Annotated in this window: 25 protein-coding genes; 3 read left to right on the top strand and 22 right to left on the bottom strand. The window is 46.1% G+C overall.

The window, feature by feature from the left end; all coding sequences use genetic code 11:
• Positions 1-102: 102 nt before the first annotated feature.
• The 13 genes from JCM14467_RS15650 to JCM14467_RS04035 all read right to left on the bottom strand — a co-directional run bounded on the left by JCM14467_RS15650 (position 103) and on the right by JCM14467_RS04035 (position 10,021).
• Positions 103-348, bottom strand: coding sequence for a PIN domain-containing protein (locus tag JCM14467_RS15650; protein WP_252900656.1), 246 nt, complete (start codon positions 346-348; stop codon positions 103-105).
• The gene (locus JCM14467_RS04080) at positions 314-553 is read right to left on the bottom strand and encodes an AbrB/MazE/SpoVT family DNA-binding domain-containing protein (RefSeq protein ID WP_054849262.1); all 240 of its coding nucleotides are present in this window, start codon (positions 551-553) and stop codon (positions 314-316) included. The genes JCM14467_RS15650 and JCM14467_RS04080 overlap by 35 nt, the downstream gene beginning before the upstream one ends.
• A 55-nt stretch (positions 554-608) precedes the next feature.
• Complete coding sequence (locus tag JCM14467_RS04075; protein ID WP_054849261.1) at positions 609-2,003, bottom strand: FAD-binding oxidoreductase; 1,395 nt, start codon at positions 2,001-2,003, stop codon at positions 609-611.
• Positions 1,991-3,397 (bottom strand): FGGY-family carbohydrate kinase, encoded by a 1,407-nt coding sequence (locus tag JCM14467_RS04070; protein ID WP_054849260.1) that lies wholly within the window; start codon positions 3,395-3,397, stop codon positions 1,991-1,993. Before JCM14467_RS04070 ends, JCM14467_RS04075 begins: the two co-directional genes overlap by 13 nt.
• Positions 3,394-4,332 carry an NAD-binding protein gene (locus JCM14467_RS04065; RefSeq protein ID WP_054849259.1) on the bottom strand — a complete coding sequence of 313 codons (939 nt, stop codon included), beginning with the start codon at positions 4,330-4,332 and terminating at the stop codon, positions 3,394-3,396. Before JCM14467_RS04065 ends, JCM14467_RS04070 begins: the two co-directional genes overlap by 4 nt.
• Positions 4,314-4,589, bottom strand: a complete 276-nt coding sequence (locus tag JCM14467_RS15645) for a (2Fe-2S)-binding protein (protein ID WP_252900655.1) — start codon at positions 4,587-4,589, stop codon at positions 4,314-4,316. The genes JCM14467_RS04065 and JCM14467_RS15645 overlap by 19 nt, the downstream gene beginning before the upstream one ends.
• Positions 4,589-4,750 carry a hypothetical protein gene (locus JCM14467_RS15640; protein WP_252900654.1) on the bottom strand — a complete coding sequence of 54 codons (162 nt, stop codon included), beginning with the start codon at positions 4,748-4,750 and terminating at the stop codon, positions 4,589-4,591. The genes JCM14467_RS15645 and JCM14467_RS15640 overlap by 1 nt, the downstream gene beginning before the upstream one ends.
• A gap of 50 nt (positions 4,751-4,800) precedes the next feature.
• Positions 4,801-5,703: an NAD(P)/FAD-dependent oxidoreductase gene (locus JCM14467_RS15635; protein WP_252900653.1), complete on the bottom strand. Its 903-nt coding sequence runs from the start codon at positions 5,701-5,703 to the stop codon at positions 4,801-4,803.
• Positions 5,700-7,445 (bottom strand): alkaline phosphatase family protein, encoded by a 1,746-nt coding sequence (locus JCM14467_RS04055; RefSeq protein WP_054849258.1) that lies wholly within the window; start codon positions 7,443-7,445, stop codon positions 5,700-5,702. The genes JCM14467_RS15635 and JCM14467_RS04055 overlap by 4 nt, the downstream gene beginning before the upstream one ends.
• Entirely contained in the window at positions 7,414-7,782 is a 369-nt protein-coding gene (locus tag JCM14467_RS04050) for an alkaline phosphatase family protein (RefSeq protein WP_054849257.1), read from the bottom strand. The genes JCM14467_RS04055 and JCM14467_RS04050 overlap by 32 nt, the downstream gene beginning before the upstream one ends.
• Positions 7,783-7,863: 81 nt before the next feature.
• A complete protein-coding gene (locus tag JCM14467_RS04045; protein ID WP_054849256.1) occupies positions 7,864-8,637 on the bottom strand; it encodes a DUF6114 domain-containing protein in 774 nt (257 codons plus the stop codon).
• A gap of 121 nt (positions 8,638-8,758) precedes the next feature.
• Entirely contained in the window at positions 8,759-9,373 is a 615-nt protein-coding gene (locus JCM14467_RS04040; RefSeq protein ID WP_054849255.1) for a hypothetical protein, read from the bottom strand.
• A 99-nt stretch (positions 9,374-9,472) separates the two neighbouring features.
• Positions 9,473-10,021, bottom strand: coding sequence for a hypothetical protein (locus JCM14467_RS04035; protein WP_054849254.1), 549 nt, complete (start codon positions 10,019-10,021; stop codon positions 9,473-9,475).
• Between the two features lie 192 nt (positions 10,022-10,213).
• Here JCM14467_RS04035 and JCM14467_RS15630 point away from each other — a divergent pair, with 192 nt between their 5' ends.
• Positions 10,214-10,411, top strand: a complete 198-nt coding sequence (locus JCM14467_RS15630) for a hypothetical protein (RefSeq protein WP_252900652.1) — start codon at positions 10,214-10,216, stop codon at positions 10,409-10,411.
• Here the strand turns inward: JCM14467_RS15630 and JCM14467_RS15625 are convergent.
• From JCM14467_RS15625 to JCM14467_RS15615, 3 genes are all read right to left on the bottom strand, one after another.
• Positions 10,403-10,804, bottom strand: coding sequence for an acetoacetate decarboxylase family protein (locus JCM14467_RS15625; protein ID WP_252900651.1), 402 nt, complete (start codon positions 10,802-10,804; stop codon positions 10,403-10,405). The two genes, JCM14467_RS15630 and JCM14467_RS15625, sit on opposite strands and share 9 nt — an antisense overlap.
• 231 nt (positions 10,805-11,035) lie before the next feature.
• On the bottom strand, positions 11,036-11,539 hold the full coding sequence (locus JCM14467_RS15620) for an acyl-CoA dehydrogenase family protein (RefSeq protein ID WP_252900650.1): 504 nt from the start codon (positions 11,537-11,539) through the stop codon (positions 11,036-11,038).
• 27 nt (positions 11,540-11,566) lie between these two features.
• Positions 11,567-12,118, bottom strand: coding sequence for an acyl-CoA dehydrogenase family protein (locus tag JCM14467_RS15615; RefSeq protein ID WP_252900649.1), 552 nt, complete (start codon positions 12,116-12,118; stop codon positions 11,567-11,569).
• Positions 12,119-12,243: 125 nt separating this feature from the next.
• On the opposite strand from JCM14467_RS15615, the gene JCM14467_RS04020 reads away from it, so the two are divergent.
• On the top strand, positions 12,244-12,774 hold the full coding sequence (locus JCM14467_RS04020) for an SCP2 sterol-binding domain-containing protein (protein ID WP_054849253.1): 531 nt from the start codon (positions 12,244-12,246) through the stop codon (positions 12,772-12,774).
• Positions 12,775-12,905: 131 nt separating this feature from the next.
• Complete coding sequence (locus JCM14467_RS04015; RefSeq protein ID WP_054849252.1) at positions 12,906-13,952, top strand: zinc-binding dehydrogenase; 1,047 nt, start codon at positions 12,906-12,908, stop codon at positions 13,950-13,952.
• Between the two features lie 39 nt (positions 13,953-13,991).
• On the opposite strand, the gene JCM14467_RS04010 is transcribed toward JCM14467_RS04015, so the two are convergent.
• The 6 genes from JCM14467_RS04010 to JCM14467_RS03990 form a co-directional block, all read right to left on the bottom strand.
• The gene (locus JCM14467_RS04010; protein WP_054849251.1) at positions 13,992-14,615 is read right to left on the bottom strand and encodes a thiamine pyrophosphate-dependent enzyme; all 624 of its coding nucleotides are present in this window, start codon (positions 14,613-14,615) and stop codon (positions 13,992-13,994) included.
• A 35-nt stretch (positions 14,616-14,650) separates the two neighbouring features.
• Positions 14,651-15,067, bottom strand: coding sequence for a hypothetical protein (locus JCM14467_RS04005; protein ID WP_252900754.1), 417 nt, complete (start codon positions 15,065-15,067; stop codon positions 14,651-14,653).
• Positions 15,068-15,108: 41 nt separating this feature from the next.
• Positions 15,109-15,696, bottom strand: a complete 588-nt coding sequence (locus JCM14467_RS04000; RefSeq protein ID WP_054849249.1) for a thiamine pyrophosphate-binding protein — start codon at positions 15,694-15,696, stop codon at positions 15,109-15,111.
• Positions 15,693-16,097, bottom strand: coding sequence for an NAD(P)-dependent oxidoreductase (locus tag JCM14467_RS15610; RefSeq protein WP_252900648.1), 405 nt, complete (start codon positions 16,095-16,097; stop codon positions 15,693-15,695). Before JCM14467_RS15610 ends, JCM14467_RS04000 begins: the two co-directional genes overlap by 4 nt.
• A complete protein-coding gene (locus tag JCM14467_RS15605) occupies positions 16,084-16,647 on the bottom strand; it encodes an NAD(P)-dependent oxidoreductase (RefSeq protein ID WP_252900647.1) in 564 nt (187 codons plus the stop codon). The genes JCM14467_RS15610 and JCM14467_RS15605 overlap by 14 nt, the downstream gene beginning before the upstream one ends.
• 110 nt (positions 16,648-16,757) lie before the next feature.
• A complete protein-coding gene (locus JCM14467_RS03990) occupies positions 16,758-17,096 on the bottom strand; it encodes an SCP2 sterol-binding domain-containing protein (RefSeq protein ID WP_054849248.1) in 339 nt (112 codons plus the stop codon).
• Positions 17,097-17,143 lie beyond the last annotated feature (47 nt).

Below are 17,143 nucleotides of genomic sequence, written 5' to 3'. Positions count from 1 at the left end.
TGTTGCCAACGGCTTATTCTCAGCAAGTACGTGGGCTAGTATTACCATGTCATTATAATTCCTAACCCCTACCGTATGGGCCAGGTTAATGGCATTAAGTATCTAATCGCCATATTCACAGAGTATCTCAGCCTTATCGCTATTCACATACTGCATTATGTAGTCTATACGGTCCTCAAGCCCATGCCCTCTAAGGAACCAAATAAGCTCATGAACCACAATTGGTGGTATAAGCCACTTCTCTGGTGAATCCATGAGCTTGCTGGCCTCATTATGAAATTCAGATTCTGTGAATAAATCGAGTATTATCACGTTAGTATCGATTATTGCCTCCACGATCCACGACACCCCTCTCAATACCGGTCTCAATATCCTCAAGCGTTAATTTCCTACCAAATATAAGCTTCCTCCTCTCGTTAGACGGCTTCCTAAAAACAATCTTATCACCCTCAACATAAACCAGCAATACATCGCCAACCCTTATCCCAAGCCGCTCCTTAATACCCGCGGGTATCGTGACCTGAAAATTCCTAGCAACCTTAACCCGCTCTATTCTACTATTTAATTTACTAGACCATTTAAGTATCTACTATCGAAAATAACATCACTTAGTCAGGGAAGAACATGCCATTCTTTGTATTTAGCACTCCTTTATTATCTAAAGCGTCTTTTATTGCCCTTAATATATTGATGGCATTTCCAAGCTCATGCCCTAGCCACCTTGACCTCACAATGCCAATACCATGGTGATGGCTTATGGACCCACCATCCCTTAGCGTGATCTCCATGGCCCTACTCCACAACTCCCAATAGGTATTTACATCAGGCTTGAACAATACTGTGAAGTATATGCATGCACCGTTAATGTACAAGTGCGATATATGCGCCATGACCCCCACAACCCCATTAACCCTGAATAGGGATTCCCTAAAATCCCTATATAATTGATTAATCCTGGACCAGGTAGTTGATACCTCTATCGTGTCAAACCACAACCCGTACCTCCTAACCATCTCGATCTCCTCCTCAACATTAAACCTAGTCCTTAACCAATCCTCAAAGTACCTACTCCCCACGTACTCCCCACCATGACCCTTAACAATCTCATCAGCCCTCCTCCATAGTGCCTTTACTAAGTCATCGTAATAACCCTCAAAGCTAATTATTAATAGTGGCTTATCAACGCCAAACCTCAGTGTTGCCTCATTGCCATCGTATAGCCTGGCAACGGCTGGGGTGATCCTCTTAATCATTAATTCCCTGAGCGATTCAATGCCCTGCTCGAATGAGTCAAACCTATACGCGCCGTAGATTGTTGATGTTGGTAATGGCACAATCCTGAGCACGGCCTTCGTAATGATGCCAAGCATACCCTCCGAACCAATAAATAGGTACTTAAGTGATGGACCTGTGGATGCGCGTGGAACATTATTACTCCTTAACCAGGTCACCTCACCATTGGGTAAAACAACCTCTAGGTTTACCACGATATCCTCTATATTACCGTACAACGTGCTATACTGGCCCGAACTCATTGTAGCGATTAAGCCACCAATTGTTGCGTAATTAAATGATTGAGGAATATGCCTAAGGCTATAACCCATCTCATTCAGCTTACCCTCAACATCCCTCAACCTAGCACCCGCCTCAACTGTTATCAATAGGTCACGCCCATCAATACTTATTATTTTGTTTAGTCTCGACATGTCAATAATTATTGAGTCAGCACTGTACGATGCACCTGTTACGCTGGAACCACCACCATAAACAACCACGGGCACCACGTCATTACCCCCATTAATGATCCTTAGGGCTGTTGACACATCATTCACACTGCTGGGAATAATTACGGCAAGGGGTCTCGGTAATTCCTCATTAAATACCTGCTCACGCATCATCAATAGCGGCCAAAAATCCCTGGAGTACCTCCTTAATACGTCAGTGCTTGTTATTACCTTGCTGGGCCCAAGGGCATTGACCAACTTATTAATCACGTCCTGCATTTCATCCCCTCAACAATCTTCCTAACAACATCCCTACTTAATGATAATCTCTCCTCGCCGGGATTAATATGCAACTCGACATTTACGTGAATACCCCTAGCAATATCGTTTAATGACCAATCACCCTTAAACACCTTCAGCAATGCCGCGACACCCCTCGCCGTCGCCTCCACATCCCTCTGTCTCTCGACAACGGTATTCAATGCCGTGGCCAGTAACCTGAGGAATAGCACGCTCCTTGATAAACCGCCATCAACCCTAACAACATTAACCCTCGAGTATGCCTTAATCTTATCGAAGATAAGGCCTATTAATTGGACGATACCCTCAATGGTAGCCCTCACGAAAGATTCCCTCGTGGTATTTAGCGTTAAGCCATCAATAAAGCCCCTGGCGCATGGCCTTGGCGGTACATTAACACCGGCGAGTGCTGGTACAACCACTATGCCCTGGGTATTAACATTAACTAAGCTGTCCAATTCCTGTGGTGAGGATAGTAATCCAAGCTTGACCAACCAATCAATTACCGAACCGGTGGCGGGCAGGAAACCCTCAACTCCATAAAACACGTTGCCTCCATACTTAAGAATGAGGAGTGGCAATAAGCCATCACCAATAAGCCTAAACCTGTCGATGACCGCGTCCACGAATGAGCCTGTACCATTCGTGACCTTACCACAACCAATGCCTAAACAACCCTCGCCAACCATCGCCGCCTGCTGATCAGCAATTAGGACCCCAACCCTAATTCCATTGACTTCCCCAAATTCATTAATATTGTCAACAACGACAGGCCCCACCTCCCTGGGTATCCCAAGTAATTCGTACACAGCGTCAATCCTCCTAAAATTACCTGGATGCCACAGCCCCGTCAACGCCTCATTACTTGCGTCATTAATGTACCTATTACTAACGAGGTACGCCAGGTATGAACTCAACGTGCCGATGAAAACCTCGCCCTTCCTCACACGTTCGATTAGGTCCCGCTTATTCCTTAACAGCCAAAGTATCTGCATAACAGGTGATGTTGGTATTAGGATGCTGCTCAATAACGGTAAATGCCTCATGAATGAGTATGGTAATTTATTAACGATTCCCAAGCCCCTCCTGTCCAGCCACGTAATCACGTTTATGAGGGGATTACCTGACCTATCCCATGCAAGTATTGATGCCCTGTACGTGGAGATTCCAAGGTACTTAATGCCCCTATCCCTGGCTACATTAATTAGGTGATTAAACGCTGATTTAAGCGCGTTCGCGTCTTGCTCGACTTGGTAATCACCGGGAAATATCATTGGTACGTTCACGGTCTCCGAATACCTCTGGTTAAGCTCCTCATCATATACTATGAGCTTGATGTTCGTGGTACCAACATCAATAACCCCAAGACTCATGAAACCACCCTCCTAATACTCACCCTATCAACATCCGGTAATTCAATTACTGAAGCATCACCACTAATTACGTACTCCCTATCATTAACCATGACCCTACACCCCCTGCATTGGATTATTACCCTACGCACATCCCTACTAACCCTACTACCTGGGTAAACAGGTAAATCACTATCTATTAACACGAACTCATTAGACACGCTTGCCAGCTCCTTAGCCATTATCCTACCACTCTCAATTACAATGCCCGGATCATACGTCTCAATAACCGCTTGCCCAACAGCCCTAAGGCTTGGGAATGGCTTGAATGGCTTAAACATGGATATCACCAGGGTATCCGCAGCAATCCACTCATTATTCACCAAGACCTTCTCAACCCTACCACGGCCCCTAACATACCTAACCCTACCAATGACAACCTCGAAACCTCCATGTACACCTTCAACGCCAAACTCCGTGGGTGATACGACCTTTACATTAGCACCACGCTTCATCAATTCCCTCGCCAACGATAATGCGTATGTATTATCTCCATAAATTACTACGTTTTTACCAGGCAATAAGCCGTAATGCAGCATATCCAGTACCGCATGGTGGGGGTATATACCCGCAGGCCTCTCGCCGTAAATACCCAACTCCGGCATGGTCATAACCCTAAATCCCGTGGCTGTAATCGCATTATTACTGAGTCTCCTATAGCCACCCCTCCACACTACGTACACATCATTACCTATCTTAACCGCGGCGGTATTTACTCGAACGCCTACGTAACTCAATAATTCACTAGTGATCCTCCCAACTTCAGGGGTTAATGCGTGAATACCGCCAACATAGTCCCTATACTCAATGACCTCCACCTCAACACCTAACCTATGTAGTTCCACCGCCAGTGAAAGCCCTGCCAGACCCGCGCCAATTACCGTGTAACCAACCATGAATCACCACCCGACTTCGTCAACTCTGTTGGGTCAATACCAAGCTCCTCTGAGATAACCTTAATCGCTCTACCGAGGCACATGCCCTGGCAAATACCCATGCCCAACCCAGTCCTGAAAATAACACCGTCTAGAGTCCTTGCACCACGCCTAATCGCCTCGCGAATATCAGCCCTAGTAACACCCATGCATGGGCAGACAACATCACCCTGGCCATCACTAATCATCCCTCCCTCACTGATAATGTCCCTACTCATCACCATGGATCAACCTCCTTAATAACCTCCTTGGGCGTGAGCACGGCACCGGCATCCCTGAGCATCTCCACAACCCTCTTAGCTATTGCCGGCGCTGATGTCAACCCAGGCGACTCAATACCCACTAGATGTATTACATGCCTAGTCGATTTACTGTACATTATTATGAAGTCATCACCCTCGGGTATCGGCCTAACACCCGCATAGGCCCTTATTGGCGTGAAGCCCTATTCCTCAGCAAACCACTGAATTTTCTAATTAGGACCCCAACATCATCCTCATTAACAGACCTATCACCCCTATCACCAATTGATAGGCTTGGCCCCCATATTGTCGTGCCGAACACCGTGGGTATAATGGCGCCACCCTTGGTCTTTGGGTTCGGTATTAACTGGAGAGGAGCCACAATATTCCTCGTCTGCTCGCCCCAGAATACGAGCATGGCGCCCTTACCAAACCCAAGCCTATACTCATCACCAAACAACCTCGCAACATCCGCTGAGTAAAGCCCAGCCGCGTTGATCACGTATCGAGTCCTATACACGCCCTTACTCGTAACCAGCACAACCTCATCCTCCAACACCTTAGCCCCAGTAACCTCGGTACTCAGGGCAAAGTCAACACCATTTAACCTACAGAAGTTATATAGCTGCGATACTAGTTCGAAGGAGTTTATGACGCCATAACCCTCGACCTCGACGGCGCCAAGGCCATTAACATTCGGCTCACTCCTGCGTAATCCCCGTGGTCCGAGGATCCTAACCCTAAAGCCACGCTTACCATATACACGATTGAGTATTAACCACACGGCGGGTAGCGCAATTAGTTGAATAGGGTTCCTAGCCACCAGTAATGCACTCAACCTCCTAATCCTAACATGAAGCCTCCTGGCAATGCCATCATACAGCTTATTACCATCAACGGCCAATTTACTCCTCAATGAATTGAACGGCGGCTGAACAACGTGTATAACGCCAGCGTGCCCCTTTGAAACACCGAAGCCAGGCTCAACCTCCCTATCAATAACAAGCACCTTAACCTTATAATGGGCAAGTTCATACGCAATGAACAAACCAACAACGCCAGAGCCTATTATGGCAACGTCATAGCTCATGAAACAACACCCAGCCTAAGATTCCTCGTTAGTGCCACGAACCACACGGCGGTTAGGGCAAGGCCTACTAACTCTGTCGGTAGCAGTAATGTCGATAAGCCTGGCTGGTAAAGCTTTATGTATGTAAACGCAATGATTAGAATAATTACGTAGGTAAGTAACCCAGTCAAAATAGAATACGCCAAACCCCTGGACCAGGCGCCATCACCCACGTATAGCCTTAGAAATAATAGCTCAATTAACATCGTAGGTGCCGCAGACAGTAATCCATAAATTAGCAACGGCTCAACACTCATTAGGAAGGACTGGAGTGTTTGGACGTAAATGAGTACGTATAGGAGAGCTGGAATTATAACCGAGAGAGTGACCAACATGTACTGGCCATACCTAACCCGTATGAGGACAAAGCCAATTATTGAGAAGAGTATTAGACCGATGAGGTAGCCCATGAGGAGCGGCGGCGCCTCACCGGTATTACCTACGTAGTTAAGGAAGCCGGTTGTTAGGGTTGTTAAACCAATAATTGACGCCGTGACCACAGAGCCACTAATGGTGCTAAGCATCTTCATAGGTAATGGCTTAATGACCTCCCTACTCACGGGTAATAATGACGTTACTGCCAGGTCTATGATTAGGGCTATTATTAACCATAGGAATAATGGCGTGTAAATAATTGGCACGTACATAACGTCCATACTCACGTACACTGACGAGCCCAACTCCGCAAGCGTTATATTGCTAAAGCCATACCTTGAGTATGGAAGTTCATTTAGCGGTATCTGTAGTGGTAGTGGGAATAGGTTTGATAAATCCCCGTAATTTGATGCGTTGGGCAGTGAGTATACGTTGCTTATCAACGGAAAGCCCTGCGACTCATTAAATATTATTGGTCTCCTACTCATGTTAAAGTAGAAGAAGTCAAGGGGTATGTTACTATTTAGTACATACTCGTTTAGGGCAGGTAATCCCCAGTTATAATCAATGAAGGCTATTAATGACGCATGGGTTAGTAGGGTGTGTGATACGTAATCCTCCTTTGCGTAGGGCGATATAACTATTAAGGGAACCCTCACGCCCAGCGGTTCGCCATTTATTATTGGTGGGGGTACGTGGTCGTAATAGCCACCGAATTCATCCCAGGTTATGAAGATCACCGTTGAGTTCCATATTGGGCTCTCCTCAACCGTATTTATTATGTAAAGTAGCCACGCCTCCCCATACAATATGTTGTTTGGTGGTCCCATGTCATTTATTGGGTTTGGCATTACCCATGAAACCGCAGGTAATGAACCATTCAGAACCTCGCTTATGAAGTCACCCCAGGTCTGTATGTGCGATGAATACTTATTAATGCCGTAGAAGTACTTAATGTCGAGGAGACTTGATGGTTCCCTAGGGTCTATGTAGTAGCCCCAACTCACGTGGTACTGGCATAACTCCGCAAATATACTCTCCTGAATGGGTATATAAGGTGGTGGGCCATAATCATCTATTACGGGCGAGTATGCGGCGTATAGGAAGAGGTGGTTTGGAGCGCTCTCGGAGAGGTATGGCGTGAAGTAGTTATCTGCGAGTCCATATTCCTCGGCTAAATCCCAAAGGGGCGCCACTTGAACGATTGTGTAGTAGTAAAGCGATTGTGGACCCGAACCCCATAACCAACCATTCATTTTCCCATAATTCCAGTCGGCATGGTATGGTATATAACCCTCAGCGGGATCCTTCGTATAATAAATCCCCATGGCACTGGCCGCAGGTAACTGGGTATTTTACCATGGTGAGTAGGTTATTAGGTATTGCCAACTTCATAGCTAATGAATTATTTAGCATACCATTGGTTGGGTATACACCGAAGAAATTATCAAAGCTATGGTTCTCCAGGAATATTATGATCACGTGCTTAATCGGTGTCCTAGTACTTAATTGAGAAGCCGGTAGGGTCTGGCATTGCGGTACCGTAGAAATTAGGTTATTGTCCTGGTAAATACCATAGATAAAAAGCCCAAGCAGTACTATGGATAGGATGATTGCAATTATAATTATCATAGTGAACTGTAGCCCATACCTACCAATTAACATGGTATTGACAATTTCATTTATTTATCATTTAAACACTAATAATACATACTTATACATATGAATAGGTGTATTATATTTAATTTATTTACCTCGTGGTCTCCAATCATATAAGTACCCACCACTTATTATCGCCAGGACTGAGCCCCAGGTCAAGCCACCAACAGCCAGTATCCACATTAGTATGCCCAGGAAAACCATTATGATGCCCAACACTCTGCAGATCTCAGGCCTTGGGTAGAGGAGTGGTACTAACGATAGTATTAGGGTTACTCCACCAAGTATGAATGCATTTATTAATGATGTACTCACGAATAGGACTCTAAAGTACATTACTGGCATTAGGAGAAGCATCAATGCCGAAAGAATACCTAGGTAAATACCCCAGAAGGGTACCCTACCCCTGAGCGAGCGCCATTTATCCCTAATGAAGTAGCCAATGAGCGGTGGCACCAGTATTGCGAGCACGATGAATGGCGTCAGGGGTAGCGCAAAGAGCAGGGCCATCATTACAATGAGGTATGGTGGTGGTTTAATCACGGCTAGAATGACCGAACTCACGTACATGAACAGCGCATACACAATTATTAATGACACAAACGTGCCAAGGCCCATTTTCCTAATCACGTTTAAGTCACAATTATTCTCCTCCATAATAACCACGGGTATCACACCAATGAATATTACGGTTAAGAAGATGGCCAGGGTAAGGACTATCAACGAAAAGCTAAGCAATGACGGCCTAATCCAGAAGTAAAACCAGGTAGCTAGATTTACGGCAAATAACGCAGGTAGAATAATAGCCTTACGCCTCCACATGCTAACGAGCCCGAGACCAAACCTCGTGAAGAAATCCACAAATAACTAATGCAAGGCATCTCTTTAAGGTTAATCCATATATAACCTTTATAGATTACTAGAAATTATTGAAAAACATAAATAATAATTTTGATAAAAATAAAACGAATAGTATCAAACCTCAGCTTAGTCCATCAGCCGGCACGCTATTGTACGTAGTCACACCAGAAGAGCTGCAAGCTATCACCGCTGGTGTTACTGTAACACTCAATCCACTGTATGATAGGCTACCAACGCTGACGTAATATACATATAGCGTTAATCCATTCATTGTGCCACTACTAATCGTCTGGTTAACAACATACGGCAGTCCAGCTGCTATTATGTTAACGCCGCTTAAACTACCCGATGTTGATGTTAGGTTAATTGCGTATAGGAATATGTTACTCATGCTTGCCGAACTCATGCCTAGGGATGCCGTGATTTGTACGGTAGTTGATGGACAATTAGGCATGAGTGGATTTGGTAGTGATACTGTGACGGTCTTACTAATGACTTGACCCTTGGGCGCATTTAGCGAACCCACTGACTGGGCAATCACAGGCGCATACTCATTAGGTTGAGCTGATGTTGAGTAAACCCAACCATACATCAATATATTGCTGAGTTGCGCCGTTGGGAAGTAGATTTCGACGGGGCCAGGTATGTCGGCATCAAATGCGGTATCAAGTACTGATGCTGCAATTAGTAGGGCTATTACGAGACCTAAGCCTAACGCCATTATCTTCCAATTCATACTGAGCATTCTTCTCAATTTAGTTCTAAAATTTTGCCTATAAATATGGCATATATTTGTAGTGATAAAAATTGCTTGAGTAAAATATTCAGTTTCTAATTAATTTTCTTTTAATAAATTAGCATATACCTTAATCGAGGCGTAGTTTATTGATGATACATTAATGTAGTATGCGTAGATCTTCACATTATAAAGCGGTAGTAACTCTGAGGCTATTGTCGAGAGAATTGATAGTAGTGCAACATTTTGTGGGGTTATTGTAATTGTAATTGGCACTATTATGTAAACCGTGGCCGTTATGTTCGCCGCGAATATAGTTATATCGCTTATACTTGCACTACTCATGGTAAGTGTTATGTTGTAGCTAGGGCTCATGCCTATCACAATTTGCCCCTTGGGCATTTGAAGACTCCCCGCCTTGTAAATTACCACGGGTTTTCCATCATAGTTACCTGCCGCAAATGATATGAAACCCGAGGCCTTAACCACGGGCGCCTCTATATATATTATTGGGTCACCCTTAATCACCGGGTTCTTCTGATACATTGTATAGGTATTTCCTGGTTTTGCCGTTGGTAGCTCGGTATAGATGAGAAGTGCTGTTAATATTATTCCAAGAATAATAATGAATATGCTTTTTCTGTGCATGGTCTTATTATTTGTTATTTGAAAAGTTATTAAAGCCTTTATAATTTATATACTATATTTTAATTAATATGATTTCTATATACTATATATTAAGTTATCCCCAGGTAAGTTTCCATTCCTTAACCCTCTTGGTAATTCCAAGTTCCATATCGCCCTCGATGTAAAAGCCTGCAATTACTCCAGTTCACCTTAATGTCATTAAGTAGGTCGAAGGGTGTACCGCCTAGCTTAACCCTGGCCTCTCCAGTCCATATTTGTGGGCTTTCCCTTGGCGTGAATGTGAACTTCGCATACCACTGTATTAATTGGGCAGTGCCTGGTGTTCCGTCGGGCAGTGGTGGTAATGTCCTTATTGAGAGTAGGGGTAGGGTGACCGTGTTATCAGCCTAGCATTAATGCCTTGAAGGTATCCAGCTGCTCAAGGCCCAATCTATTGCTTATTGCAACCTCAACCCTCATTAACTCACCACCCCTATCCAGCGTACCTATTACTAACCCATAATCATTAATCACCAGCTTAATATCACCGAGCTTCTTAGGTGCGCCGGCTAACTCCCTACCTGCCGCCATTCCTGCGTCGTTCGTTACGTAGATATACGGTATGTAGTACGCAAACTCAACACCCTCGGGCAGTAATGGATCCACTGACTTAGGGTCAACATTAGCCAGCACCAGGGCAACCCTAACCCTGCTATAATTGATCCTTGTTGTGGCGGTTGATGATGGGTATAATGGCGCATTTAGTGGTATTCCGAACCCCTTTTCACCACCCTTTAGAACCATATACTTGATTTATGTAAATTTCATTTTAAGCATTGTTACTATTTATAATTTATTATAGTTTATAAACTATAGTTTAGTATAATGTCATCAGCAGCATCAAGGCTCAGCGCCTCAACCGTACCATCCTCAATGAGTAATGCCCTGGCATCCCTAAACAACTTCTCAATAATAAACTCCCTACTAAGCCCGTAGCGCCGAATATCTGTAGTGCGTCATGCGCAACCTCAAAGGCTATTTTCTTCGCATATACCTGGGCAGCCTTGGCATACCTGGGCGGTGAGGTGAAGGACTGCTCAACGAAGACCTTGGTGTATACGTAGTCCATGACCTTCCTACGTAATACCTAGCGGTCTCCACCTTCTCAAACATCTCGTAAATCTTCAACTTAATGTTCTTATGCTCAATGAGGGGCTCACCACCCTGCACCCTAGTCCTCGCATACCTAAGGGCTTCCTCAAAGGCGGCCCTGGCAAGGCCCACGGAGTAGGCACCCATGTTAACACTGGTTAGGTTAAGTAATTGGTCCGAGAAGACCTCGTAGAATGGCGGTTGAGCGATTACGTAATCATCGGGTACACGCACATTATCAAAGTACACAGGGCCCTGCGGGCAATCCCTATTGCCAAGCATATCAACAGGCTCGCCCTTCCTAACACCCTTCAGATTAAGTGGTACTATTACGAATGCGCCATCCCTCAGGCTCTTACCATCCTTCAACTGCGCATGGAGACCCATGTGGGTGCATATTGGCGCCGCCGAAACCTAGGCCGACTTCTGCCCATTTATGACACACCCATTACCATCACGCTCAATAACCACGTTACCCCTACCGAGGGACTCAACATCCCTATCCCTGAAGGCAAGTGTGTAGTCACTACCGTGCTCAGGCTCAGTCACTCCCCAACAACCAATGTACCTAGCCTCTGTATCCTCAAGCCAAGGCTTAACAAGTTCATCCTTAACTCTCTCCGAGCCAAACAACGCTGCTATTGTGAATGGTATTGCATCAACGCCGATAAGTGTTGCGAAGCCAAGGCTTGCCCAACCAAGCTCCTCATCAATTATATACCTCTGTAGATTCGTTAAACCAAGACCACCATGCTCCCTTGGCAGGTGAATCTTATGTAACCCCATCTTCTTCATCTCCCTAATAGCGTCATACAATGGCGAACCTGGCGCAACCCTATCCCTAGGCTCCATCCTATCAACCTTAATGGATAACGGCCTAAGGACCTCCTCAGCAAACCTATGCATGTTCTTCCTTATTAACTCATCATCACTGTCTAATCTATCAAGGTCTAGATAACTCATCATAAACTTATTATAGTTGTAGGTATTTTAAACGTAACTACTATATACTATATATTAATTTATTAATTATAATATATAGCATTTATATAAATAAACCTCTAATATAATTGAATATGTACTAATAATGTATGGCAAGCGAGGGCTTTGTATATCCAAGTCCACAGTGGGCTGAGGCCTTTTGCAAGGCAATAAATGAGAATCAGGAGTATAGGGAGGCGGCCAAGGATTGGAAGTGGGATGTGGCCTTTGTTGCGACTGAGATACCGGATAATGTGGCTGATAAATTGTCAGAAATCCTTGGACTACCCAAGCCGAGGGATCTCGGTGTTAAGGTTAATTCCGGCGCAATAAAGCTTGTGCTTAGGAATGGTACGTGCCAGGGCAGTGAGTTTTACATTGATTTACCGACTAACTTACCGCCTAATGTGAGTGTGCCCGCCAATGTTAAGATTGGTAAGGTGGATGCCGACTTCATACTGGAGGCCACGTACTCCTTCTGGAAGGACATAATCACGGGTAAGGCAGACCCAGTCGCCGCATTGCTCTCTAGGAAGATAAAGGTGAAGAAGGGTAGCTTCCTAACCCTAATACAGTATTCATCGGCCGCCGTGAAGCTTGCAAACACCACGAGGAATGTACCAACAAAATTCGTAGACTAACCACCAAATATAGTCTCTATTCTTCAAAATTATCCTGGTTATTTACGTAATCAATACGAAGTAAATTATCGGTATTTGTATATTCTAAATATAAGTTAAAACTAATAATCCGTGAAGTAATAAGGCAAGGTATGAAAGCAGCAACATACAAGGGACCAAATAAGCCATACCTGGAGATTAAGGAGGTATCAACACCAAAGCCAGGCCCCGGCGAAATACTCGTTAGGGTTGCCGCGACCGGCATATGCCACAGTGATATACACCTATTCAAGGGTGATTTCGGACCTGTTATGCCAGGTTTCATACCTGGGCATGAAATCTCAGGTTGGGTTGAGGACTTTGGGCCCGACGTTAAGAACCCATGGGGTTTAAAGAAGGGTGACCCAGTCATTGTCTCCTGGATAGTCCCAGACGGCATTTGCAAGTACTGCGCCAGTGGTAAGGAGAACTACTGCCCGGCAGCGGCGGGTAGGATGCCGGGCCTCGTCGGGCTTAATGGCGGCCATGCAGAGTACCTAACAGTGCCTGAGATAGCCGTTATACCGCTTGAGAAGGGTGTTGATATTTACTACGCAGCACCGATAGCCTGCGCCTACGGCACCGCCTACCACGCCCTCAGGGAGGCGGGTGTCGGTCCTGGCACCAGCCTAGTTGTAATCGGCGTCGGTGGTGTTGGGCTGTCTGCGGTTCAGTTAGCCAGTGCCATGGGTGCATACCCAATAATCGCAGTCGACATTAGGGACTACGCGCTGGATAAGGCCAAAGAGCTCGGTGCAACCCACGTCATAAACTCAACAAAGGAGGACCCAATAAGCAGGATAAGGGAGATACTACCAGACGGCGCTGACGTGGTTCACGAGGCAAGGCCAGAGCCGGACCTCAAGCTCTCCATGGAGGTTGTGGCTAGGGCCGGTACGATAGTGGTTACAGGCCTCGGAGGGCCTAAGTCCTACTTCAGCGTTAATGTACTGCCGTTCGTGGTGAATGGCATCAGGATAATTGGTAGCCTTGGCTATAGGCCTAGGCTTGACCTGCCCGAGATAATTAAGTTGGTGGCTTCAGGTAAGGTTGACGTTAAGAAGCTCGTTAGCCACACATACGTGCCTGAGCAGATAAATGAGGCCTATGAAAACCTCGAGAAGGGACTCCACGCAAGGGCTATTGTTAAGTGGGGCTGAGTTTACTATTTTTAACCTGCTTTTAAATACGCAAAATGATTATTTCCTACCGAATAATGCCATTAATTGCCTAGTTATTGGTGTTGGTACTGCGTCAGGGTTTACTAATACGTCTGCAATGCATGGTTTACTAACTCCATATATGCACTTCTCAAGCCCGTCCTCAAGCTCCTTCTTATCGCTGATCCTGACACAATCAATGCCTAGGGACTCTGCGAATTTACAGAAGTCCATGGGGTACGTGTGCGATGCGTAGACCTTACCACCATAGAGAAGTCTCTGCTGCAGCTTCAGAACTCCCTGAGCCCTATCATTGAATATCACGAATGCAACCTTAAGATTTAACTCGGCCGCTGTCGCGATTTCCATGCCTGTCATGAAGAATGCGGCATCACCCGTGGTAGCCACCACGGTGGCCTCCGGCCTAGCCACCTTGGCGCCGATCGCCGCCGGTATTGCGAAGCCCAGTGACGTGAATCCGGCCGGGTTGAAATAGGTTCTTGGCTTGTAGACAGGTAATTCGAACATTGCAACTTGATTACCACCCGCGTCGCACGTGACAACGGCCTTCCCCTCACGCATGTCATTATCGATCACGTGGGCGAGGGCTTTAACCAAGTCGCTTGGGTTTATCCTGGACTCGTCATAACCGAGCTCCCTCAATTGCGTATTACCGACAGATGCCCTAACCTCATTAATCAGCTTAACACCCCTATCCCTGCCCGGCCCCTGCCCCTGACCCTATCATAGAGTGCATTTAGGAATTCCAACGCATCTGATACTATTGCCATGTCGGTCTTGTAGTTCCTGCCCATGTCATTGGGGTCAACATTAACGTGGATCAACCTACCCCTTATCGGCAACGACCACATGCCAGTACCCAACTCGCTAAACCTAGTGCCTATCGCGAGTACCACATCGGCATTCTCAACGAGCTTCACGGCAACGGTATCCCCAAAGTAACCCGCCGCCAAGCCGCCATGCAGTGGGTGGTCGAAGGGTATTGCTCCCTTACCCATGACTGAAGTAACCACTGGGGCGCCCAACTCCTCGGCAACCTTGATGAGGGCATCACTTGCATTTGCGGCTATTACGCCACCGCCAACGTAGATCACGGGCCTCTCGGCATTGAGTAACTCCTTGGCTGCCGCATCCACTAGGCCTGGGTCGGGCTTAATCCTCGTGGGCTCCTCCCTAACATAGCCAATCCACTCAGTCTCACTCTCAATAACGTCCCTAGGCAACTCCACATAGACTGGGCCAGGCCTACCCTCCCTAGCCACCCTGAAGGCCCTCGCCAATACCTGGGTATTTCCCTGGGGTCCTCAACCCTAACCGCGTACTTAGTGAATGATTTGAAAATATTTAATTGTGCATTTACGTCCCTAAACTCGTGGTAGTAACCCCTACCAGCCGTCCTTATTGGCGTTAAGCCGGCAAGTGCTACAATAGGCACGCCCTCGACAGATGCCTGGGCAAGTGGCGTGACTAGGCCTGTGGCGCCTGGGCCTGCTGTGACTATTACGACGCCGACCCTACCACTAGCCCTTGCATAGCCATCGGCCATGAACCCCATGCTTGGTTCGAATCGGCCAAGCACGTGTTTTATCCTATCACGGTAGTCATGAAGCGCCGCGTATAGGCCCAGTACGTGGGTTCCAGGTAAGCCGAATACCGTATCCACGCCCTCCTCAATGAGGGATTTAGCGATTGCTTCACCGCCGGTTACCATAACCACCCTCACCTCTTAAATGCCATTAATGCGTCCCTAACACCCTTAGCCACGTATAATGTGTACCTCTTCACCGACTCCCGCGTGACCCCCGCAATGTGACTAGTTATGAATAGGTTCGGCACCTCACCCCTCCTAAATGCCCTAAGTAACGGTGACGTCTCCTCGGTTGGTGGTTCACCAGTGAGAACATCTGTTGCGTAGCCGGCTATTTTGCCGCTTTTCAAGCCCTCTAGGATTGCATTCTCATCAACAACCTCACCCCTCGCCGTATTAACGATGTAAACACCATCCTTCATGAGGCCAACCTCCCTCCTATCGATTAATCTCCTGCTCTCTCTGGTCAACGACGTGTGTATTGTTATGAAGTCTGACTGCCTGAGTAAATCGTCAAGATTCTCAACTTGTGGCATTAACCTCGGTGAACCTCTCCCTATCCACAAACGGGTCATAAGCTAGAACCCTCATTCTAAAGGCGTTGGCTATTGATGCAACGTAGGAGCCAATCCTCCCAAGTCCGATAATGCCCAGGGTCTTACCGAATAACTCAATACCCGGTGTTAATAGTGAGCCCCACTCACCATTCCTAACCCTGCCCATGTTCTCGGGAATCCTCTTAACCATCATTAATAATAAGCCGAAGGTGAACTCGGCGACGCTATATGTCGAAGCACCAGCGGCGCTGACGACCTTAATACCCTTACTCTCCGCATACTCAACGTCGATGTGGTCGGTACCTACTGATGCCGTACCAATGACCTTAAGGTTCCTGCCTGCATCAATTATGTCCCTAGTGACCCTATGCCAGACACTGACGATGACTGCGTCATAATCACGTACGGCCTCCCTCAATTGTTCCGTGGTCATTGGTCTAACATCAACATCACCAACCTCACTGAGCCATTTCATTGCTTGAGGACCTACGTCCGGATCCACGAGTGGTATCGTGACTAAAATCCTCATATAGTTATTAAATTAGAAATCACGTGGTAATAAATATACCCATTATTTATAATATAGGAATAATGATTTAGTTTTAATTAATGTGTGTAAGCCTATATACTTGATTATCACTATTTGCTACGTGCGGTGTTTATTAAGTCTACAAGTGTTGCCGCATCTAGTATGTTACCTACCACTTTAAGCGCTCCTGAGAAGTATGCCTGCATTGCGTCGAGCTGGCCCTTAATCATCTTCAGCAGGTTATCCTTATTCACCTGTATTGTGGCTGTTGGTGATCGATGAGTACCCTTATTGAACTTCACAGTGCCGCCACCAACCTCAACATAGAACGGTTCGTAGCCCTCCCCAGTAAATTGAAACACCTTAACGGGCCCACTAAGTTTGCTGGTGATTTTTGGTAAGGCTTGCTCCGTCATTGACTTGAGAAGTTCAAAGGGATCCTCAGACATATTAATCGAAAAATATCACTTAATTTCTTAATTTTAAGTAATGTTGC

Source organism: Vulcanisaeta sp. JCM 14467 (genome assembly GCF_001316245.1).
Lineage (GTDB): Archaea > Thermoproteota > Thermoprotei > Thermoproteales > Thermocladiaceae > Vulcanisaeta.
This window is presented reverse-complemented; position numbering and strand designations above follow the sequence as displayed.